Genomic DNA, 17,927 nt, shown 5'->3' with positions numbered 1-17,927 from the left:
GACATACTGACTACTGCGCGGTCTTTTTCATCATACTGAAGATAAATAACACTGCCGCACTCAATACCACAGAAGGGCCTGCTGGCGTGTCGTAGAACGCGGAGAAGGTTAACCCGCCCGTTACCGCAATCATCCCGATAACCACCGCAATGCCTGCCATCTGCTCCGGCGTACGGGCAAAACGACGCGCGGTGGCGGCGGGGATAATCAGCAGGGACGTAATGATCAACGCACCAACAAACTTCATGGCCACGCCGATGGTTAACGCCGTGACCAGCATCAGCAGCAGCTTCACGCGCTGAAGCTTAACCCCATCGACGAAGGCCAGATCCGGGCTGATGGTCATCGCCAGAAGATTGCGCCACTGCCAGAAGAGGATCCCCAGCACAACCACCACGCCAATGGCGATCGAGATCAGGTCTTCCGGCGTCACCGCGAGGAGATCGCCGAACAGGTAGGCCATCAAATCCACGCGGATGTTCGACATCAGGCTCACGACGACCAGACCCAGCGACAGGGCGCTGTGCGCCATAATGCCGAGCAGCGTATCAATAGCGAGGTGAGGGCGTTTTTCCAGCCAGACCAGCCCGGCGGCCAGCAGCAGCGTGACCACTATCACGGCGTAAAACGGATTGATATTCAGCAGCAAGCCAAAGGCCACGCCCAGCAACGAGGCGTGTGCCAGGGTATCGCCGAAGTAAGACATTCTGCGCCAGACAACGAATGAGCCTAAAGGCCCGGCGGCGCAGGCAAGCATAACCCCGGCCAGCCAGCCGGGCAGTAACAGTTCAATCATGAGTGTCCATTTCCCCGACGCAGGACAATTCGTCCCTGTAAATCATGGCGGTGGTTGTGATTATGGCGATAAATGCCCAGCTGCTCGGCACCCCGGTGTCCAAACATTGAGATAAATTCCGGGTGCATTGAAACGACCTCTGGCGTGCCGGAGCAGCAGATGTGATGGTTCAGACACAGTACTTCGTCGGTCTTCGCCATCACCAGATGCAGATCGTGCGATACCATGAGTACCGCGCAGTTTAGCTCGCGGCGCAGTTGGTCGATCAGATCGTAGAGGGCAACCTGGCCATTGACGTCAACGCCCTGCGTCGGTTCATCAAGCACCAGCAGCTGCGGGCTACTTAACAATGCCCGCGCCAGCAAGACGCGCTGGGTTTCGCCGCCCGAGAGTTTTTGCAGGGGGGCGTCAATCAGATGACCGGCCTGGACACGTTTGAGCGCCGGCAGAATATCATCTTTACGCGTACCGGGACGAAGGCGCAAAAAGCGGCTGACCGTCAGCGGCAGGGTCGCGTCCAGGTGTAATTTCTGCGGCACATAGCCAATACGCAGCTGTCCGTCGCGCTTGATAACCCCTTCATCAGGTGCTATCAGTCCAAGCACCACGCGCACAAGCGTCGATTTACCCGCGCCGTTGGGGCCGAGCAGCGTTAAAATTTTACCGGGCTTCAGGTCAAGCGACACGTCAGAGAGGACGCGGCGCTGACCAAAAGAGACCGAAATTTTTTCGAGAGAAACCAAAGTCGTCATGTCAATTTACGCTTGCAGAAGTCGTGAAATGTTATAATATCACATTCCCCACATTCATTACGATGATTAGTCGCATTATGTTACAGAAAAATACGCTTCTTTTCGCAGCATTATCCGCTGCCCTTTGGGGTACAACAGCACAAGATGTTAACGCCGCTGTTGTCGCTTCGCTTAAACCGCTTGGATTTATCGCGTCTGCCATTGCTGATGGCGTCACGGAGACACAGGTGTTACTGCCTGACGGTGCCTCTGAGCATGACTATTCTTTGCGTCCTTCTGATGTAAAACGCTTACAAAACGCGGACTTAGTTGTGTGGATTGGTCCCGAGATGGAAGCCTTCATGCAGAAGACGGCTAAACAGGTGCCTGCGCAGAAACAGGTCACCATTGCTGAACTTGCTGGCGTGAAACCGTTGCTCATGAAAGGGTCTGACGACGATGGCGACGAACACGGTCACGATCATGCTCACGGCGAAAAAGGTGACGGCGATCACCATCATGGTGAATACAACATGCACCTGTGGCTTTCCCCTGAGATAGCGCGCCTGTCCGCGGTTGCAATCCACGACAAATTAGTGGAACTTATGCCGCAAAGTCGAGCCAAACTTGACGCCAACCTGAAGGATTTTGAGGCACAATTAGCCGCAACCGATAAACAGGTGGGTAACGAGCTCGCGCCGCTGAAAGGAAAAGGGTATTTCGTTTTTCATGACGCCTACGGCTATTACGAAAAACACTACGGTCTGACCCCGCTGGGGCATTTCACCGTCAACCCGGAAATTCAGCCTGGTGCGCAGCGTTTACATGAAATCAGAACACAGTTGGTTGAGCAAAAAGCGACATGCGTTTTTGCTGAGCCACAGTTCAGGCCAGCGGTCGTAGAAGCCGTGGCCAGGGGAACATCCGTGCGCATGGGTACCCTTGACCCGCTAGGAACGAACATCCAGTTGAGCAAAGCGAGCTATTCGCAGTTCCTCAGCCAACTGGCGAACCAGTATGCGAGCTGCCTGAAAGGAGATTAACGAGGAAGTGAATACGTGCAACAGATAGCCCGCTCTGTCGCCCTGGCATTTAACAATTTGCCTCGACCCCATCGCGTTATGCTGGGGTCGCTTACGGTTCTCACCTTAGCGGTCGCCGTCTGGCGGCCCTATGTTTACCACCCGAGTTCTGCCCCTATCATCAAAACCATCGAGCTTGAAAAGAGTGAAATTCGTTCTCTTCTGCCTGAAGCCAGCGAGCCTATCGATCAGGCTGCGCAGGAAGATGAAGCGATCCCTCAGGATGAGCTGGATGATAAAATCGCCAATGAAGCAGGCATTCACGAATATGTCGTGTCGACGGGCGATACGCTAAGCAGCGTGCTCAACCAGTACGGCATCGAGATGGGTGATATCAGCCAGCTCGCGGCCTCGGATAAAGAGTTACGCAACCTCAAGATTGGTCAACAACTCTCATGGACGCTAACCGCAGACGGTGATTTACAGCGCCTGACGTGGGAAATGTCGCGCCGTGAAACGCGCACCTACGATCGCACTGCAAACGGTTTTAAGATGACCAGCGAAATGCAGCAGGGCGACTGGGTCAACAGCGTGATGAAAGGCACCGTTGGAGGGAGCTTTGTCGCTGCGGCACGGGATGCCGGCCTGACCAGCGCTGAAATCAGCTCGGTTATCAAAGCCATGCAGTGGCAGATGGACTTCCGCAAACTGAAAAAAGGCGATGAGTTCTCTGTGCTGATGTCTCGCGAGATGCTTGACGGCAAACGCGAACAGAGCCAACTGCTTGGCGTGCGTCTGCGTTCTGCGGGCAAAGATTATTATGCTATTCGCGCCGAAGACGGTAAGTTCTACGACCGTAACGGGACAGGCCTTGCGAAAGGTTTCCTGCGTTTCCCGACCGCGAAACAGTTCCGCGTCTCCTCCAACTTTAACCCGCGTCGTCTGAACCCGGTCACGGGCCGCATTGCGCCGCACCGTGGCGTGGACTTCGCGATGCCGCAGGGCACGCCGGTACTGGCGGTGGGCGACGGTGAGGTCGTTATGGCCAAACGCAGCGGCGCGGCCGGCTATTACGTGGCGGTTCGTCATGGTCGTACCTATACCACACGCTATATGCACCTGCGTAAGCTGCTGGTCAAACCGGGTCAGAAAGTGAAGCGCGGAGACCGCATTGCGCTATCGGGCAATACCGGGCGTTCAACCGGGCCGCACCTGCACTATGAAGTGTGGATCAACCAGCAGGCGGTGAATCCGCTGACGGCGAAACTGCCGCGCACGGAAGGCCTGACGGGTAAAGATCGTACCGACTACCTGGCGCAGGTCAAAGAGGTGATGCCACAGCTGCGCTTCGACTAAGCCCTCTGTTTTACCGCAAAGCCGGCTCCCTGTGCGCCGGCTTTTTCTTTTGTGCGCGGGCCGCAGCCTCGCTACACTATCTGAATAATTTTTTGCGTCACCGGACCCTGGAATCAGCATGGAAACTAAAAAAAACAATATTGAATACATTCCTGAGTATGAAAAATCTTTCCGCCATCCGCGAAACTGGGGAGCCTGGCTTGGCGTTTATGCGTTTGCGGGGATAGCGTTGCTCCCGGCATCCGTGCGCGACCCGTTCCTGGGTACGGTCGGTCGCCTGGCTGGTCGCATGGGCAAAAGCGCGCGTCGCCGTGCGCAGATTAATCTTCTGTACTGTTTCCCGGAAAAGAGCGAGGCCGAGCGCGAGGCAATCATTGATGCCATGTATACCACCGCGCCGCAGGCGATGGCGATGATGGCCGAGCTGGCGCTGAAAGGGCCGGAGAAGGTCCTGCCGCGCGTCGACTGGAAAGGGATGGACATCATCGAGGAAATGCGTCGCAACGACGAGAAGGTGATTTTCCTGGTGCCTCACGGCTGGGGAGTGGACATTCCCGCGATGCTGATGGCTTCTCAGGGGCAGAAGATGGCGGCCATGTTCCACAACCAGGGCAATAAGATTTTTGATTTTGTCTGGAACACCGTGCGCCGTCGCTTTGGGGGGCGCCTGCATGCGCGTAACGACGGTATCAAGCCGTTTATCCAGTCCGTGCGTCAGGGCTACTGGGGTTACTATCTGCCGGATCAGGATCATGGACCCGAGCATAGCGAGTTCGTGGATTTCTTCGCCACCTATAAAGCGACATTACCGGCGATTGGTCGCCTGATGAAAGTGTGCCGCGCGCGTGTGATCCCGCTGTTCCCCGTTTATGACGGCAAAACGCATCGTCTGAGCATAGAAGTACGTCCGCCGATGGATGACTTACTGACCGCCGACGACACGACCATTGCGCGCCGCATGAACGAAGAGGTGGAGTTGCTGGTGGGGCCGCATAAAGAACAGTACACCTGGATACTCAAGCTGCTCAAAACGCGTAAGCCTGGGGAAATCGAGCCGTATAAACGCAAAGAGCTTTTCCCTAAGAAGTAAATCGCCCTTCGCATTGACCCTCTCCCTGCAGGGAGAGGGTTTCGTCCTTGCCGTCGCGATTACTCGACCGTCATAACGCGGGTGGTGTTGGTGGAGCCGATGGTGCTCATGACATCACCCTGGGTCACGATCACGATATCGCCGGACACCAGATAGCCTTTATCGCGCAGCAGGTTCACCGCATCGTTAGCCGCCGCAACGCCGTCGTTGGCGCTGTCGAAGTGCACCGGCGTAACGCCGCGATAGAGCGCCGTGAGGTTCAGCGTGCGCTCGTGGCGAGACATCGCAAAGATAGGCAAGCCGGAGCTGATACGGGAGGTCATCAGTGCGGTACGGCCAGACTCCGTCATGGTGATGATCGCGGTCACCCCTTTCAGGTGGTTGGCGGCATACATCGCGGACATCGCAATCGCTTCTTCCACGTTGTCGAACTGAATATCCAGACGGTGTTTGGAGACGTTGATGCTTGGGATTTTTTCAGCACCCAGGCAGACGCGCGCCATAGCGGCCACGGTTTCAGCAGGATACTGACCTGCAGCGGTTTCCGCTGACAGCATAACCGCATCGGTACCGTCGAGCACGGCGTTCGCCACGTCCATCACTTCCGCACGGGTCGGCATTGGGTTAGTGATCATCGACTCCATCATCTGGGTCGCGGTGATCACCGCACGGTTCAGTTGGCGCGCACGGCGGATCAGCGCTTTCTGGATACCGACGAGTTCAGGGTCGCCAATTTCCACGCCCAGGTCGCCACGGGCAACCATCACCACGTCAGAGGCCAGAATGACATCGTCCATCGCATCCTGGTCGCACACCGCTTCAGCGCGTTCGACTTTAGCCACGATTTTAGCGTCGCAACCCGCATCGCGTGCCAGACGACGCGCGTAGTTCAGATCTTCGCCGCAGCGCGGGAAGGAGACGGCCAGATAGTCAACGCCAATCTGCGCGGCTGTCACGATATCGGCTTTGTCTTTTTCGGTCAGCGCTTCCGCTGAAAGGCCGCCACCGAGCTTGTTGATGCCTTTGTTGTTGGAGAGTGGGCCGCCAACGGTGACTTCGGTAAACACCTTCATGCCCTGAACTTCCAGCACTTTAAGCTGCACGCGACCGTCGTCGAGCAGCAGGATGTCGCCAGGCACCACGTCTGCAGGCAGGCCTTTGTAATCGATACCGACTTTCTCTTTGTCGCCTTCGCCTTTGCTCAGGTTGGCATCAAGCAGGAACTTATCGCCAATATTGAGGAAGACTTTCCCTTCTTTGAAGGTGGATACGCGAATTTTTGGACCCTGCAGGTCACCGAGGATGGCAACGTGACGGCCCAGTTTAGCCGCGATTTCGCGGACTTTGTCAGCACGTAGTTTATGGTCTTCTGGTGTACCGTGAGAGAAGTTCATACGCACCACGTTGGCGCCTGCGGCAATAATTTTTTCGAGGTTATTGTCGCGATCGGTGGCCGGGCCTAAGGTGGTTACGATCTTGGTTCTGCGAAGCCTTCTGGACATGTAATACTCCGTTGACTGAAACAACTTTGGTGTTGCGTGAACAATAAATCGGCCTTCATTCTGCTGCAAAGCATCAGAGAACTGACCGGTTGCCGTGAATCGTACAACGTCATTTTTGACTTTTAAGGGGTGTTACTCTTTATAAGCAGTTCTTTATCAAAACGCGATTCCTTCAGCGCTTCCTTGACCCGCTTCAAGTTATCCCTGAATTTTGCCCCCCGGCGGAGGGTAAAACCGGTCGCCAGCACGTCAATTACCGTCAACTGAGCCAGGCGAGAGACCATTGGCATGTACATGTCGGTGTCTTCTGGCACATCAAGGGTAATGGCAAGCGTGGCCTCACGCGCCAGCGGCGTGCCCGCCGTCGTCAGCGCAATCACCATGGCATCGTTTTCACGTGCCAGTTGCGCCAGCTCGACCTGACTTTTTGTGCGTCCGGTGTGTGAGATGAGAACCACGACATCATCTTCGCTACAATTCATACAGCTCATGCGTTGCAGCACAATGTCATCGGAATAGATAACCGGCACGTTGAAGCGGAAAAACTTGTTCATCGCGTCGTGCGCCACGGCGGCGGAAGAGCCCAGCCCGAAAAAGGCGATGCGCTTGGCCTGCGTCAGTAAATCCACCGCGCGATTCACCGAAGCCATCTCTAACGACTGACGGACGTGGTCCAGCGTGGCCATGGCCGACTCGAAAATTTTTGCTGTATACGCATCAACGCTGTCGTCTTCATCCACATTGCGATTAACATACGGGGTGCCGTTTGCCAGACTTTGGGCGAGATGCAGTTTAAAATCAGGGAAGCCGCGCGTTTCCAGGCTACGGCAGAATCGGTTAACCGTCGGTTCGCTGACGCCCGATTCCTGTGCCAGAGCGGCGATGCTTGAATGAATCGCCTGAGCGGGCGAAGCGAGAATGACTTCAGCCACTTTTCGCTCGGATTTGCTAAGGTGTTCCAGTTGGAACTGGATTTTTTCCAGCATGTTCATTATTAACAAGACGCTCGTGAGGGCAGAAACGATTTCATTAATCGATGAAATCACGAATCGATTTCGTCGATATTACCCCTGTGACTTCCCTAAAGGGTAACAGTCGATAAGAAATGATGTTGTTTTTTTTCATTACTTGATCGCTGTCGGGTTTTACAGCGGTCAATGAGTACAAAGAATCAACGGTTTTCGCACCATTACTGCGTCACCTGCCGCAGACTGGCGAAAAATCGCGGTATCGCACGCGACGTTAAGCGCTAATGGTTTCGGGAATGACGTAAAAGCAGTACAGTGCATTGTAATAAAATTACAACGATACCTGGCAGAAGCACCGGGTATTCCAACTGAGGAGAATGACATGGCGGTAACGCAAACAGCCCAGGCATGTGACCTGGTCATTTTCGGCGCGAAAGGCGATCTTGCACGCCGTAAATTGCTGCCTTCCCTGTATCAACTGGAGAAAGCGGGCCAACTTCACCCGGATACCCGTATCCTGGGCGTGGGGCGCGCCGACTGGGACAAGGACGCTTATACCAAAGTCGTGCGTGAAGCGCTCGAAACGTTCATGAAAGAGAAAGTCGACGAACGTTTGTGGGATACGCTGAGCGGACGCCTTGATTTCTGCAACCTGGACGTGAATGACGTGAGCGCGTTTAGCCGTTTAGGTGAGATGCTGGACCAGGAAAACCGCGTCACCATCAACTATTTCGCGATGCCGCCAAGCACCTTCGGCGCTATCTGCCGCGGTCTGGGCGAGGCAAACCTCAATGCCAAGCCTGCGCGCGTGGTAATGGAAAAACCGCTGGGCACGTCACTGGCTACCTCTCGTGAGATCAACGATCAGGTGGGAGAGTATTTCGAAGAGTGCCAGGTTTACCGTATCGACCACTATCTGGGTAAAGAGACCGTTCTGAACCTGCTGGCGCTGCGTTTCGCCAACTCACTGTTTGTGAACAACTGGGATAACCGCACCATCGACCACGTGGAGATCACCGTGGCTGAAGAGGTGGGTATCGAAGGTCGCTGGGGTTACTTTGACCAGGCCGGCCAGATGCGCGACATGATCCAGAACCACCTGCTGCAGATCCTCTGCATGATCGCCATGTCGCCGCCGTCAGACCTGACGGCTGACAGCATCCGCGATGCCAAAGTAAAAGTGCTCAAATCACTGCGTCGCATTGACCGCTCCAACGTGCGTGAGAAAACCGTTCGCGGTCAGTACACCGCAGGCTTTGCGCAGGGCAAAAAAGTGCCTGGCTACCTGGAAGAAGAGGGTGCGAACAAAGCCAGTAACACCGAAACCTTTGTGGCGATCCGCGTTGATATTGATGACTGGCGCTGGGCTGGGGTGCCGTTCTACCTGCGTACCGGTAAACGTCTGCCGACGAAATGCTCTGAAGTGGTGGTGTATTTCAAGAACCCGGAACTGAACCTGTTCAAAGAGTCCTGGCAGGAGCTGCCGCAGAACAAGCTGACCATTCGTCTGCAGCCAGACGAGGGCGTGGATATCCAGATCCTCAATAAAGTCCCGGGGCTGGATCACAAGCATAACCTGCAGACCACCAAGCTGGACCTGAGCTACTCCGAAACCTTCAACGAAACGCACCTCGCGGATGCTTACGAGCGCCTGCTGCTGGAAACCATGCGTGGTATCCAGGCGCTGTTCGTGCGTCGTGATGAGGTTGAAGAGGCGTGGAAATGGGTCGACTCCATCACCGAAGCCTGGGCTGCCGATCAGGATGCGCCAAAACCGTATCAGGCGGGCACCTGGGGCCCGGTTGCCTCCGTTGCGATGATCACCCGCGATGGTCGTTCCTGGAACGAGTTTGAGTAAGAATTCCTCTAACCCTGAGGTGTTATTTTACCGGTAACATGATCTAACACAGTTAGTGGCACAATTTTTAATCTTTTAAGCTCCGCGTGGATTCACCCGCGGAGCTTTTTTTATTACACTGCCGGAAGTGATTTTGCCCCTGAGCTCCGGACGCCAAGCGTTTCAGCGCTGTTAACAGCCGCAAGAGATAGTGCAAACTCCCGAGCCCGGCCAGATAAATTAGAGGAGCTTCTATGAATCCGACATTGTTACGCGTAACACAGCGCATTGCCGAGCGCTCGAAAGAGACCCGTTCGGCCTACCTCGCCCGCATTCAACAGGCCAAAAGTAACACCGTACATCGCTCTCAGCTCGCCTGCGGCAATCTGGCCCACGGTTTTGCGGCGTGTCAGCCTGACGATAAAGACTCGCTGAAAAGCATGCTGCGTAACAATATCGCCATCATTACCTCCTATAACGACATGCTGTCTGCGCACCAGCCGTATGAGGTCTACCCAAATATCATTCGTAAAGCGCTGCACAGCGTCAACGCGGTGGGGCAGGTGGCTGGTGGCGTACCGGCAATGTGCGATGGCGTCACGCAGGGCCAGGATGGGATGGAGCTGTCCCTGTTGAGCCGCGAAGTGATCGCCATGTCGGCGGCCGTCGGCTTATCCCATAACATGTTTGATGGCGCGCTCTACCTCGGCGTGTGTGACAAAATCGTCCCGGGCCTGGCGATGGCGGCGCTGTCCTTCGGTCATCTGCCTGCGATCTTCGTGCCGTCAGGCCCAATGGCGAGCGGCCTGCCGAACAAAGAAAAAGTGCGTATTCGCCAGCTCTATGCCGAGGGCAAAGCCGATCGTCAGGCGCTGCTCGAAGCCGAGGCCGCCTCCTATCACGCCCCTGGAACCTGCACCTTCTACGGAACGGCCAACACCAACCAGATGGTGGTGGAGTTTATGGGTATGCAGCTTCCGGGGTCGTCCTTCATTCAGCCGGATGCACCGCTGCGTCAGGCGCTGACCGAAGCCGCAGCGCGCCAGGTAACGCGCCTGACCGGAAACGGCAACGAATGGATGCCGCTGGGCAAAATGGTTGACGAGAAGGTTATCGTTAACGGCATCGTTGCGCTGCTGGCAACCGGCGGCTCGACCAACCACACCATGCACCTGGTGGCGATGGCGCGCGCGGCAGGCATTCTGATCAACTGGGATGATTTCTCTGACATCTCCTCCGTCGTGCCGCTGATGGCGCGCCTCTACCCGAATGGCCCGGCTGATATCAACCACTTCCAGGCTGCCGGTGGTGTACCTGTGCTGATGCGCGAGTTGCTGAAGGGCGGGCTGCTGCATGAAGACGTGAACACGGTAGCAGGCTTCGGTTTGCAGCGTTACACCCTGGAGCCATGGCTGAACAACGGCGAGCTGGACTGGCGCGAAGGGGCGACGGCTTCTCTCGACGCGAACGTCATCGCGACGTTTGAACAGCCATTCTCGCCACACGGCGGCACCAAAGTGCTGAGCGGCAACCTGGGCCGCGCGGTGATGAAGACCTCTGCCGTACCGGAAGAGAACCAGATTATCGAAGCGCCAGCCGTGGTGTTTGAAAGCCAGCATGACGTATTGCCTGCTTTCGATGCCGGTCTTCTGGATAAGCATTGCGTCGTGGTGGTCCGTCATCAGGGGCCAAAAGCGAACGGTATGCCAGAATTGCATAAACTTATGCCGCCGCTTGGTGTATTATTGGACCGCCGTTTCAAAATTGCGTTAGTGACCGATGGACGCCTCTCCGGGGCATCAGGTAAAGTACCTTCAGCGATCCACGTGACCCCGGAAGCCTACGACGGCGGCTTGCTGGCGAAGGTCCGTGATGGCGACATCATTCGCGTTAACGGCCAGACGGGTGAGTTAACCCTGCTGGTGGATGAGGCCGAGCTGGCGGCACGTAAGCCGCATATTCCTGACCTGAGCGCGTCACGCGTGGGCACCGGGCGTGAAATGTTTGGTGCGCTGCGTGAGAAACTTTCCGGCGCGGAGCAGGGCGCAACCTGTATTACGTTTTAAGACGACTTGATTTTAACGATCTGGCGAGAGAAGACTCTGATGAAAAACTGGAAAACAAGTGCAGAAGCAATCCTGACAACAGGCCCGGTAGTGCCGGTTATCGTGGTGAACAAACTGGAGCACGCCGTTCCGATGGCGAAAGCGCTGGTTGCAGGCGGTGTTCGTGTTCTGGAAGTGACGCTGCGTACCGCATGTGCGATGGACGCGATTCGCGCTATCGCCAAAGAAGTACCGGATGCCATTATTGGCGCGGGTACCGTGCTGAACGCGCAGCAGCTGGCGGACGTTACCGAAGCGGGGGCACAGTTTGCCATTAGCCCGGGCCTGACTGAGCCACTGCTGAAAGCGGCAACCGAAGGCACCATTCCACTGATCCCGGGCATCAGCACCGTTTCTGAACTGATGCTGGGCATGGACTACGGTCTGAAAGAGTTTAAATTCTTCCCGGCGGAAGCCAACGGCGGCACCAAAGCGCTGCAGGCAATTGCAGGCCCGTTCTCACAGGTTCGCTTCTGCCCGACCGGCGGTATCTCACCGGCGAACTACCGTGACTACCTGGCGCTGAAAAGCGTGCTGTGCATCGGCGGTTCCTGGCTGGTTCCGGCGGATGCGCTGGAAGCAGGAGACTGGGATCGCATCACGAAGCTTGCTCGCGAAGCGGTTGAAGGCGCGAAGCAGTAAGCTATCTGCCGTAAGAAAAACGGGCCAGATGGCCTGATGCTGGTCACTTAATGTGGCCAGCAGTCTTCATGCATTTTCTCACTCCTCAGGTCACATTGTTCCTGCAATAGTGGCAATATTACCTGTGCGCCTGTCCGTGAAATATATTCCTTTTTTCGAAATCTCCGTATCACGTCACGGAAATGCAAATAAACCAACAATCAGCGATGAATGATAATTGTGTAAAGCTGTCATCATTTCTCGTAAATAAGGTATGTTTAACTGCTAATGGTATGATTTTTTATATACTGATTTAATTTGTTGTGTGATTGTTTTTTGTCTTTTCTATATGCTTAATGAATATTTTGGCAATTAAGAACCCATTTTAATTTGAAGGTGGATGTTTTAATGTTCGCTGAGTGGGTGTAATGTTTTAGATAAACACGCCGTTTGTTAAAAGGACATTTAACTATGACAGGGCTATCTGAGACGGTTCAATTGCATGATACGTTAAATCGCTATTTATTGTATTTTCCTCGTAGCAAAAATGTTATTTGCGATGTTCATTCTTTTACAGGAAAAGAAGCATTAAGCAAGCCATATCATTATACCATTCGCTTTACCAGTCCCGATCAAAACATTTCTATCGATGCCGTTCTTAACCAGATTGCCGAATTTATTTTGCGCGCACCGAATCCGAAGGCTGCCTGGCAAGGGGAAACGCCCTGGCTGCCGGTTCGCCAAATTAATGGCACGATCACTCAATTCTCCCGCCTTACATCTTCAGGAGATGAAGCACTGTATGAATGCGTACTGGAGCATGAGCTGGCGTTGATGGATAAAAGTTACCGTTCTGCCGTGTATATAAACATGACCGTACCGGAACTGGTGGCGAGCCTGATGAAAGACAGCGGACACTTTGACGGCTACAACATTGATTTTGACCATCTGCATCACAGTTACCCCCGAAGAGAAATGCTTATTCAGTGGAAAGAAACCGATCTGCAATTTATCCGTCGGTTACTGGCAGAGGTTGGGATCTGGTTCCGTTTTGAAAATCACGACAACGTGAAGACGGAAACGGTCGTTATTTTTGGGGATTCTGACTATCGCTACCGCTTCCATGATAAACCGCTGCCTTATGTCAGAAATTCAGGCATGACCAGTTACGACGAATACATTACCGATCTTGAAGAACATTACGACCTGGTTCCAAAAAATGTGTTGGTTCGCACTTACAACTACCGTGAATCGCGATCGCCGCAGTCAGATAAGACCATCAAATTGAATGATATACCTGACGATATAACCTCAGGACAACACTATCATTACGGCGATCACTATTTTGCTGACGGCGATTTTTACGGCGAAGAGGCAGAAACCGCAACCTTTTACGCCCGGTTGCGTTATGAACGCCTGCTGAACAGGCAGACTACTCTGGGGGCAACAACCAGCGACCCTGAACTCCAGCCAGGCATTATGTTTTATCCCACAGGACCTGTTCCTGAGGGGTTTAAAACCGGGTTTGTCATTACCGAAATGACCATTAGCAGCAGCCGTGCAGAGCATTATCGCGCCGTTTTGTCAGGGGGCCCCCATATCCACGGTTATTGCTATCGTCCTGAATCGTTATCCCGACCGGTAATAGCCGGAACGGTGCCTGCCAGAGTGATGGCTATTGGCAGTGATAAAACCTATGCCGGCCTTGATGCCACAGGGCGCTACCGGGTGAAGTTTGATTTTGATCTGGATGAAAAACGTGAGGGATTTGAAAGCGCTCTGGTACGCCTCGGCCGATCGTATGCAGGCGACACCTTTGGTTTCCATTTTCCATTGCTCGAGGGAACTGAAGTTGCTGTGGGTTTTGAAGGTGGCGATCCGGACAGGCCCTTTATCGCTCATGCCATGCACGACGGCAGCCACCCGGATTTGGTTACAAACCGCAACGATACGCGAAATGTGATCCGCACGGCGGCGTCGAACAAAATCCGTCTTGAGGATCGTCGCGGACAGGAACATATCAAGATCGCTACAGAGTATGGCAAAGGGCAAGTCAGCGTTGGGCATCTGGTGGATGCTGAAGGGAAAAAGCGCGGAGAGGGTATAGAGGCCCGCACCGACGACTGGATGGCGCTGCGAGCCTCCAAAGGGGTAATGATTACCACCGAGGCCCAGCCGCGCGCGGCGGGCAAACAGCTTGATATGACCGCTGCCATTGCTCAACTGGAAAAAGCCTTATCGCTGGCAATGACCCTGCAACAAAGTGCGTTAACGGCAGGTGCAGGCAATGTGGAAACCGATCGGCAAAGGGCGCTCAGCCAGACGCTGAGCAACCTCACGGGACCGGGCATTCTTTCGTATGGCATGAACGGGATTGCACTCGTGACTCCGGATAGCCTGCAACTTTCAGCCGGGGATGACCTTATTGCAACGGCGCAAAGCAACGCCAGCATGAATGTGGTGAAAAAATTCTCGCTGGCTGTGGGGGAGAAGCTATCGCTGTTTGCCCGCAAACTCGGCATACAGATTATTGCCGGTGCGGGGGATATTACGACGCAGGCGCAGCGTGGAGGTATGCACATGCTGTCGCAACAGGATTTCACGCTGGCGAGCACTGCCGGAAAGATGAACGGTAGTGCTAAAGAAGGCATGCAATTTGTCTGCGGCGGGGGTGGGATCCGCATTAGTCCGAGTGGGTTGGTCACGATTTTCTCACCGACAGGTATCGAATTGAAAGCGCCGAGCCTGAAATACGAGGGCCCGGAAAGTGCGTCGATACAACCGCCAGCCTTTGACAAAGGTGCGTTCAAACTCCGTTACAAGCTGCATGCGGGTGATGACCCGGAGCAGATTCTGGCAAACAAAAAATTCAGGCTAACAAATTCGGCTGGTCAGGTGGTGGAAGGGGTAACGGACAACCGCGGTCAGTCACCGCTGCTTGATGCCGACGACCTCGACAGTTACAAAATGGAGTTGTTGGAATGAAGGATACGAAGATAAAACCGTATGCTCCGAGGATCGTCTCTGAAGGCGACATCCCGGTACACAAAAACCTGGGAGAAGTTGCCCAGACGCGCAACGTCGGGGTGCCTCGCCCTATGCCGGGTATCGTTATTCTTGTCCATGGAGTGAATGACGTGGGTGAGGCCTACCAGAACCAGGAGAGGGGCATTCTTGCAGGGTTGGGAAAACGGCTTAACCGCCAGGATTTTTACGCCCACGAATGGAAGGACTACAGGATCATCACCCCCGGTCGATCTCCCATTATACCGTTTTACTGGGGGTATAAGCCTGTCACGCATGATGACTACAGGGCGGATCAGAAACGTTACCGGGAAGAAGTCGGCAAATTAAGCCACAGCGCTCATCTGCCCTATGACGCTTATCAGGAAGATAACGAGAACAATAAAAAAGTTCTGGGAAATGACGGGCAAGGACCGTTTAAGTATCAGAACGATAACTTTAAAAACGCATTAGATACGAATTTTGCCAAGGGGGGCGGGACGTTTGCTAATGCAACAACCAATATTCCCGATATGTTAGGACCGGGAGCGGGTGGCATAGCGCTGGCGGCCGCAGGGTTTGCCACGTTGTACATGAACGGTGGCGATTATACGCACCCGATTTTCCCGAATCCGCACCGCATTTATCAGTTTTTTGCTGCTCAGCGCCTGGCCGATTTGATTATCCAGATTAGAAGTGAGCCTGTCACAGCGAAGGATGTTATTAACATTGTGTCGCACAGTCAGGGTACGATCATTACCATGCTGGCAAATATGCTCGTCAAGCAGGCAAATTTCGTTCCGGTTAACTGTACCATCCTTAATCATTCGCCGTATTCGCTTGAAGGCCGCCTCAGTGAGGATTTACAACCCGGTCATCACCAGACAGCGTTTGCCCGTCAGGAGACGTTCAAAAACTTCTGCGCTTTAATGGCTACGCAGTATAAAGACGGTGAACTGTCTGATGCTGACCTCCTGGCGATGGAAGCCGACTGTACGTTACGTAAACCTTCTGATAATCCATTGCGAAAGGAGATTAAATACCGACGCGACAATAATGGCAAAGTGTATAACTATTGGTGTCCGCAAGATGGCACCGTCTCACTGCAAAATATTCAGGGCTTTGGCTGGAGAGGCATACCTGCTCAAATTGCAAGCAATATTCCCAACCTTCGTCAGAGGGCGTTCTGCCAGCACCGCTGGGTGGGGCGCCTGGAGACTGAGCTGTTCAGTATGGCCCCGGAACGTAAAGGTGATTTCTGCACCACACCTGTGATGAACGCGAGTTATTCATATAATGACGTGGTGATTAACGGAGAAGAGTTACCCGAGCCGTTTATATTCAAGCTACAGGGTCAGGATAACCATCCTGATAACGATCCGAAAACCTCTGACGAACCCTACTCAACTTATATCGATCCGGACAGTCCGGACGCTTACATTTCCTACTCTGCCAAAGCCTATGCAATTAAACGTACAGCGTCGGCAACGTATGTGGTTAATAGCTATCAAAGTATTGGCTGGCGTCCCGGTCATGTATTGACGCCTTATGAGCGAGAGGTTGAGAGCATTGAACGCAAGCATAAGGTTATTCATGGTGAGGTGTCAGGTTCAAAAGATTTTCAATTGCTCACTCTGACCTGGCTCAAAACACCAGAAGAATTACAGGCTGAATGGCAGAAAATCGATCCGGTTGGTTACAGCCAGCACTCATCTATTGTAATGAGTGAATTCGCACCTTCACATGCGATGGCGTTTGATCTGGCAATTGGGCAGTGCAAATCATTCGATTACCAGGCGGGAAAATTCTGGGAAGGGTTATTACATCGTGCGGACTGGCGTGATCCGCAGAATAGTTATCAACCTGCTACTGAATATCACCGAAGCGGAAAATTACCTGAAACACAAACCAAATTTTACATGAATAAACCCGATGAGGTGCTACCTAAAGGAGAGTATGGCGTGAAAAATCAGTTTAACCATGCCACAACTATAAAGCCGTCAGGAGATGTGGCCAAGGGAAATCAGGTAGTAGCAAATCTGCAATGGGATATGCCGAAGCCCATGAGTGATAATCAACTAGCTTAAGGATTAAGCATGAAAAAATTATTTATAAGACTTGTGTCCACTGCTATCCTTTTTGTGACCGGTTGCCAGGCGAAAGAACCGCCAACGCAGATAGTTTATCGTTTTGATGAACATCGTTACCTCGAGCTCAAAGGATGGGACTGCGAAGGGGAACTCTGGTATACGGATACTCAACTGGGTATTCATACCGAACCAGTCAGTCAATTTTATCGAATTTTTACCAAAAAATTTATTCATCCTTCAGAACGCTATATTGCCATACCAACCTGGGATGACCCAGGAACAATAATATCAAAAGATTATGGTAAAACATGGTTCCCCCAGTTTTTTTCGGTAGGTCCCAACGAACCTGATGGTACTAATCAACCATATTATGACGATATAATCTCTTTCACCGTCGTCAACGATCAAGGTTTTTTGCAGACCAGGCACCGACTGTATATGTCCTCAAAACCCTTTGAAGATCCTCGGATTCTGCCCGGCGGGCCGGGGATTACCTATACCGTGGATGATGGAATGGGCAATAAAGTAAATGGGGTGCTGGAACCTCATTCTTCGGGTTGGGCCTGGGGGACAGTCTATTTGACGAAACAAGGACTGGCACACAGCACGCAACAATTTAAGACCAACTGGCAAGATTTACCCGACAGCGTTCCCGAAGTGAAGGGATATACCGGCTGGGATCATATGCGATGTGATATCAATGCGGGGCGATAACTGATGAAAGGATTCTGTATCGTTCTTGCAGCTACAACCGTTTGGCTGGCGACAGGTTGCCAGGCGAAAGAGCCACCGACGCAGGTGGTTTA

General features: G+C 53.5%; 13 protein-coding genes. 9 read left to right on the top strand and 4 right to left on the bottom strand.

All coding sequences use genetic code 11. The annotated features are described in order from the left end of the window. Positions 1–10: 10 nt before the first annotated feature. Together znuB and znuC are read right to left on the bottom strand one after the other, a co-directional pair. The gene (gene znuB / locus QLG21_RS00645; RefSeq protein ID WP_282483659.1) at positions 11–796 is read right to left on the bottom strand and encodes a zinc ABC transporter permease subunit ZnuB; all 786 of its coding nucleotides are present in this window, start codon (positions 794–796) and stop codon (positions 11–13) included. Continuing rightward, the gene (gene znuC, locus QLG21_RS00640) at positions 793–1,548 is read right to left on the bottom strand and encodes a zinc ABC transporter ATP-binding protein ZnuC (protein ID WP_006176044.1); all 756 of its coding nucleotides are present in this window, start codon (positions 1,546–1,548) and stop codon (positions 793–795) included. Before znuC ends, znuB begins: the two co-directional genes overlap by 4 nt. 77 nt (positions 1,549–1,625) lie before the next feature. Here znuC and znuA point away from each other — a divergent pair, with 77 nt between their 5' ends. The 3 genes from znuA to lpxM all read left to right on the top strand — a co-directional run bounded on the left by znuA (position 1,626) and on the right by lpxM (position 4,995). After that, a complete protein-coding gene (gene znuA, locus QLG21_RS00635; protein ID WP_042320059.1) occupies positions 1,626–2,570 on the top strand; it encodes a zinc ABC transporter substrate-binding protein ZnuA in 945 nt (314 codons plus the stop codon). Between the two features lie 15 nt (positions 2,571–2,585). After that, positions 2,586–3,905 (top strand): murein DD-endopeptidase MepM, encoded by a 1,320-nt coding sequence (gene mepM, locus QLG21_RS00630; RefSeq protein WP_282483658.1) that lies wholly within the window; start codon positions 2,586–2,588, stop codon positions 3,903–3,905. A 118-nt stretch (positions 3,906–4,023) separates the two neighbouring features. Further along, positions 4,024–4,995 carry a lauroyl-Kdo(2)-lipid IV(A) myristoyltransferase gene (gene lpxM / locus QLG21_RS00625; protein ID WP_058610194.1) on the top strand — a complete coding sequence of 324 codons (972 nt, stop codon included), beginning with the start codon at positions 4,024–4,026 and terminating at the stop codon, positions 4,993–4,995. Positions 4,996–5,054: 59 nt separating this feature from the next. Here the strand turns inward: lpxM and pyk are convergent, their stop codons facing one another. Both pyk and QLG21_RS00615 read right to left on the bottom strand, forming a co-directional pair. Next, complete coding sequence (gene pyk / locus QLG21_RS00620; protein WP_006176040.1) at positions 5,055–6,497, bottom strand: pyruvate kinase; 1,443 nt, start codon at positions 6,495–6,497, stop codon at positions 5,055–5,057. A gap of 122 nt (positions 6,498–6,619) precedes the next feature. Further along, entirely contained in the window at positions 6,620–7,489 is an 870-nt protein-coding gene (locus tag QLG21_RS00615) for a MurR/RpiR family transcriptional regulator (protein WP_006176039.1), read from the bottom strand. A gap of 358 nt (positions 7,490–7,847) precedes the next feature. Here QLG21_RS00615 and zwf point away from each other — a divergent pair, with 358 nt between their 5' ends. From zwf to QLG21_RS00585, 6 genes are all read left to right on the top strand, one after another. After that, a complete protein-coding gene (gene zwf, locus QLG21_RS00610; protein WP_282483657.1) occupies positions 7,848–9,323 on the top strand; it encodes a glucose-6-phosphate dehydrogenase in 1,476 nt (491 codons plus the stop codon). A 233-nt stretch (positions 9,324–9,556) separates the two neighbouring features. Next, positions 9,557–11,368, top strand: coding sequence for a phosphogluconate dehydratase (edd, locus tag QLG21_RS00605; protein ID WP_282483656.1), 1,812 nt, complete (start codon positions 9,557–9,559; stop codon positions 11,366–11,368). A 39-nt stretch (positions 11,369–11,407) separates the two neighbouring features. After that, on the top strand, positions 11,408–12,049 hold the full coding sequence (kdgA, locus tag QLG21_RS00600) for a bifunctional 4-hydroxy-2-oxoglutarate aldolase/2-dehydro-3-deoxy-phosphogluconate aldolase (protein WP_006176036.1): 642 nt from the start codon (positions 11,408–11,410) through the stop codon (positions 12,047–12,049). A 450-nt stretch (positions 12,050–12,499) separates the two neighbouring features. Then, entirely contained in the window at positions 12,500–15,013 is a 2,514-nt protein-coding gene (vgrG, locus tag QLG21_RS00595; RefSeq protein ID WP_282483655.1) for a type VI secretion system tip protein VgrG, read from the top strand. Continuing rightward, entirely contained in the window at positions 15,010–17,118 is a 2,109-nt protein-coding gene (locus QLG21_RS00590; protein WP_137848840.1) for a DUF3274 domain-containing protein, read from the top strand. Before vgrG ends, QLG21_RS00590 begins: the two co-directional genes overlap by 4 nt. Before the next feature lie 9 nt (positions 17,119–17,127). Beyond that, positions 17,128–17,835, top strand: coding sequence for a hypothetical protein (locus QLG21_RS00585; protein ID WP_137848839.1), 708 nt, complete (start codon positions 17,128–17,130; stop codon positions 17,833–17,835). Positions 17,836–17,927 lie beyond the last annotated feature (92 nt).

This window comes from Enterobacter sp. V87_3 (genome assembly GCF_029967835.1).
GTDB lineage: Bacteria > Pseudomonadota > Gammaproteobacteria > Enterobacterales > Enterobacteriaceae > Enterobacter > Enterobacter cancerogenus.
This window is presented reverse-complemented; position numbering and strand designations above follow the sequence as displayed.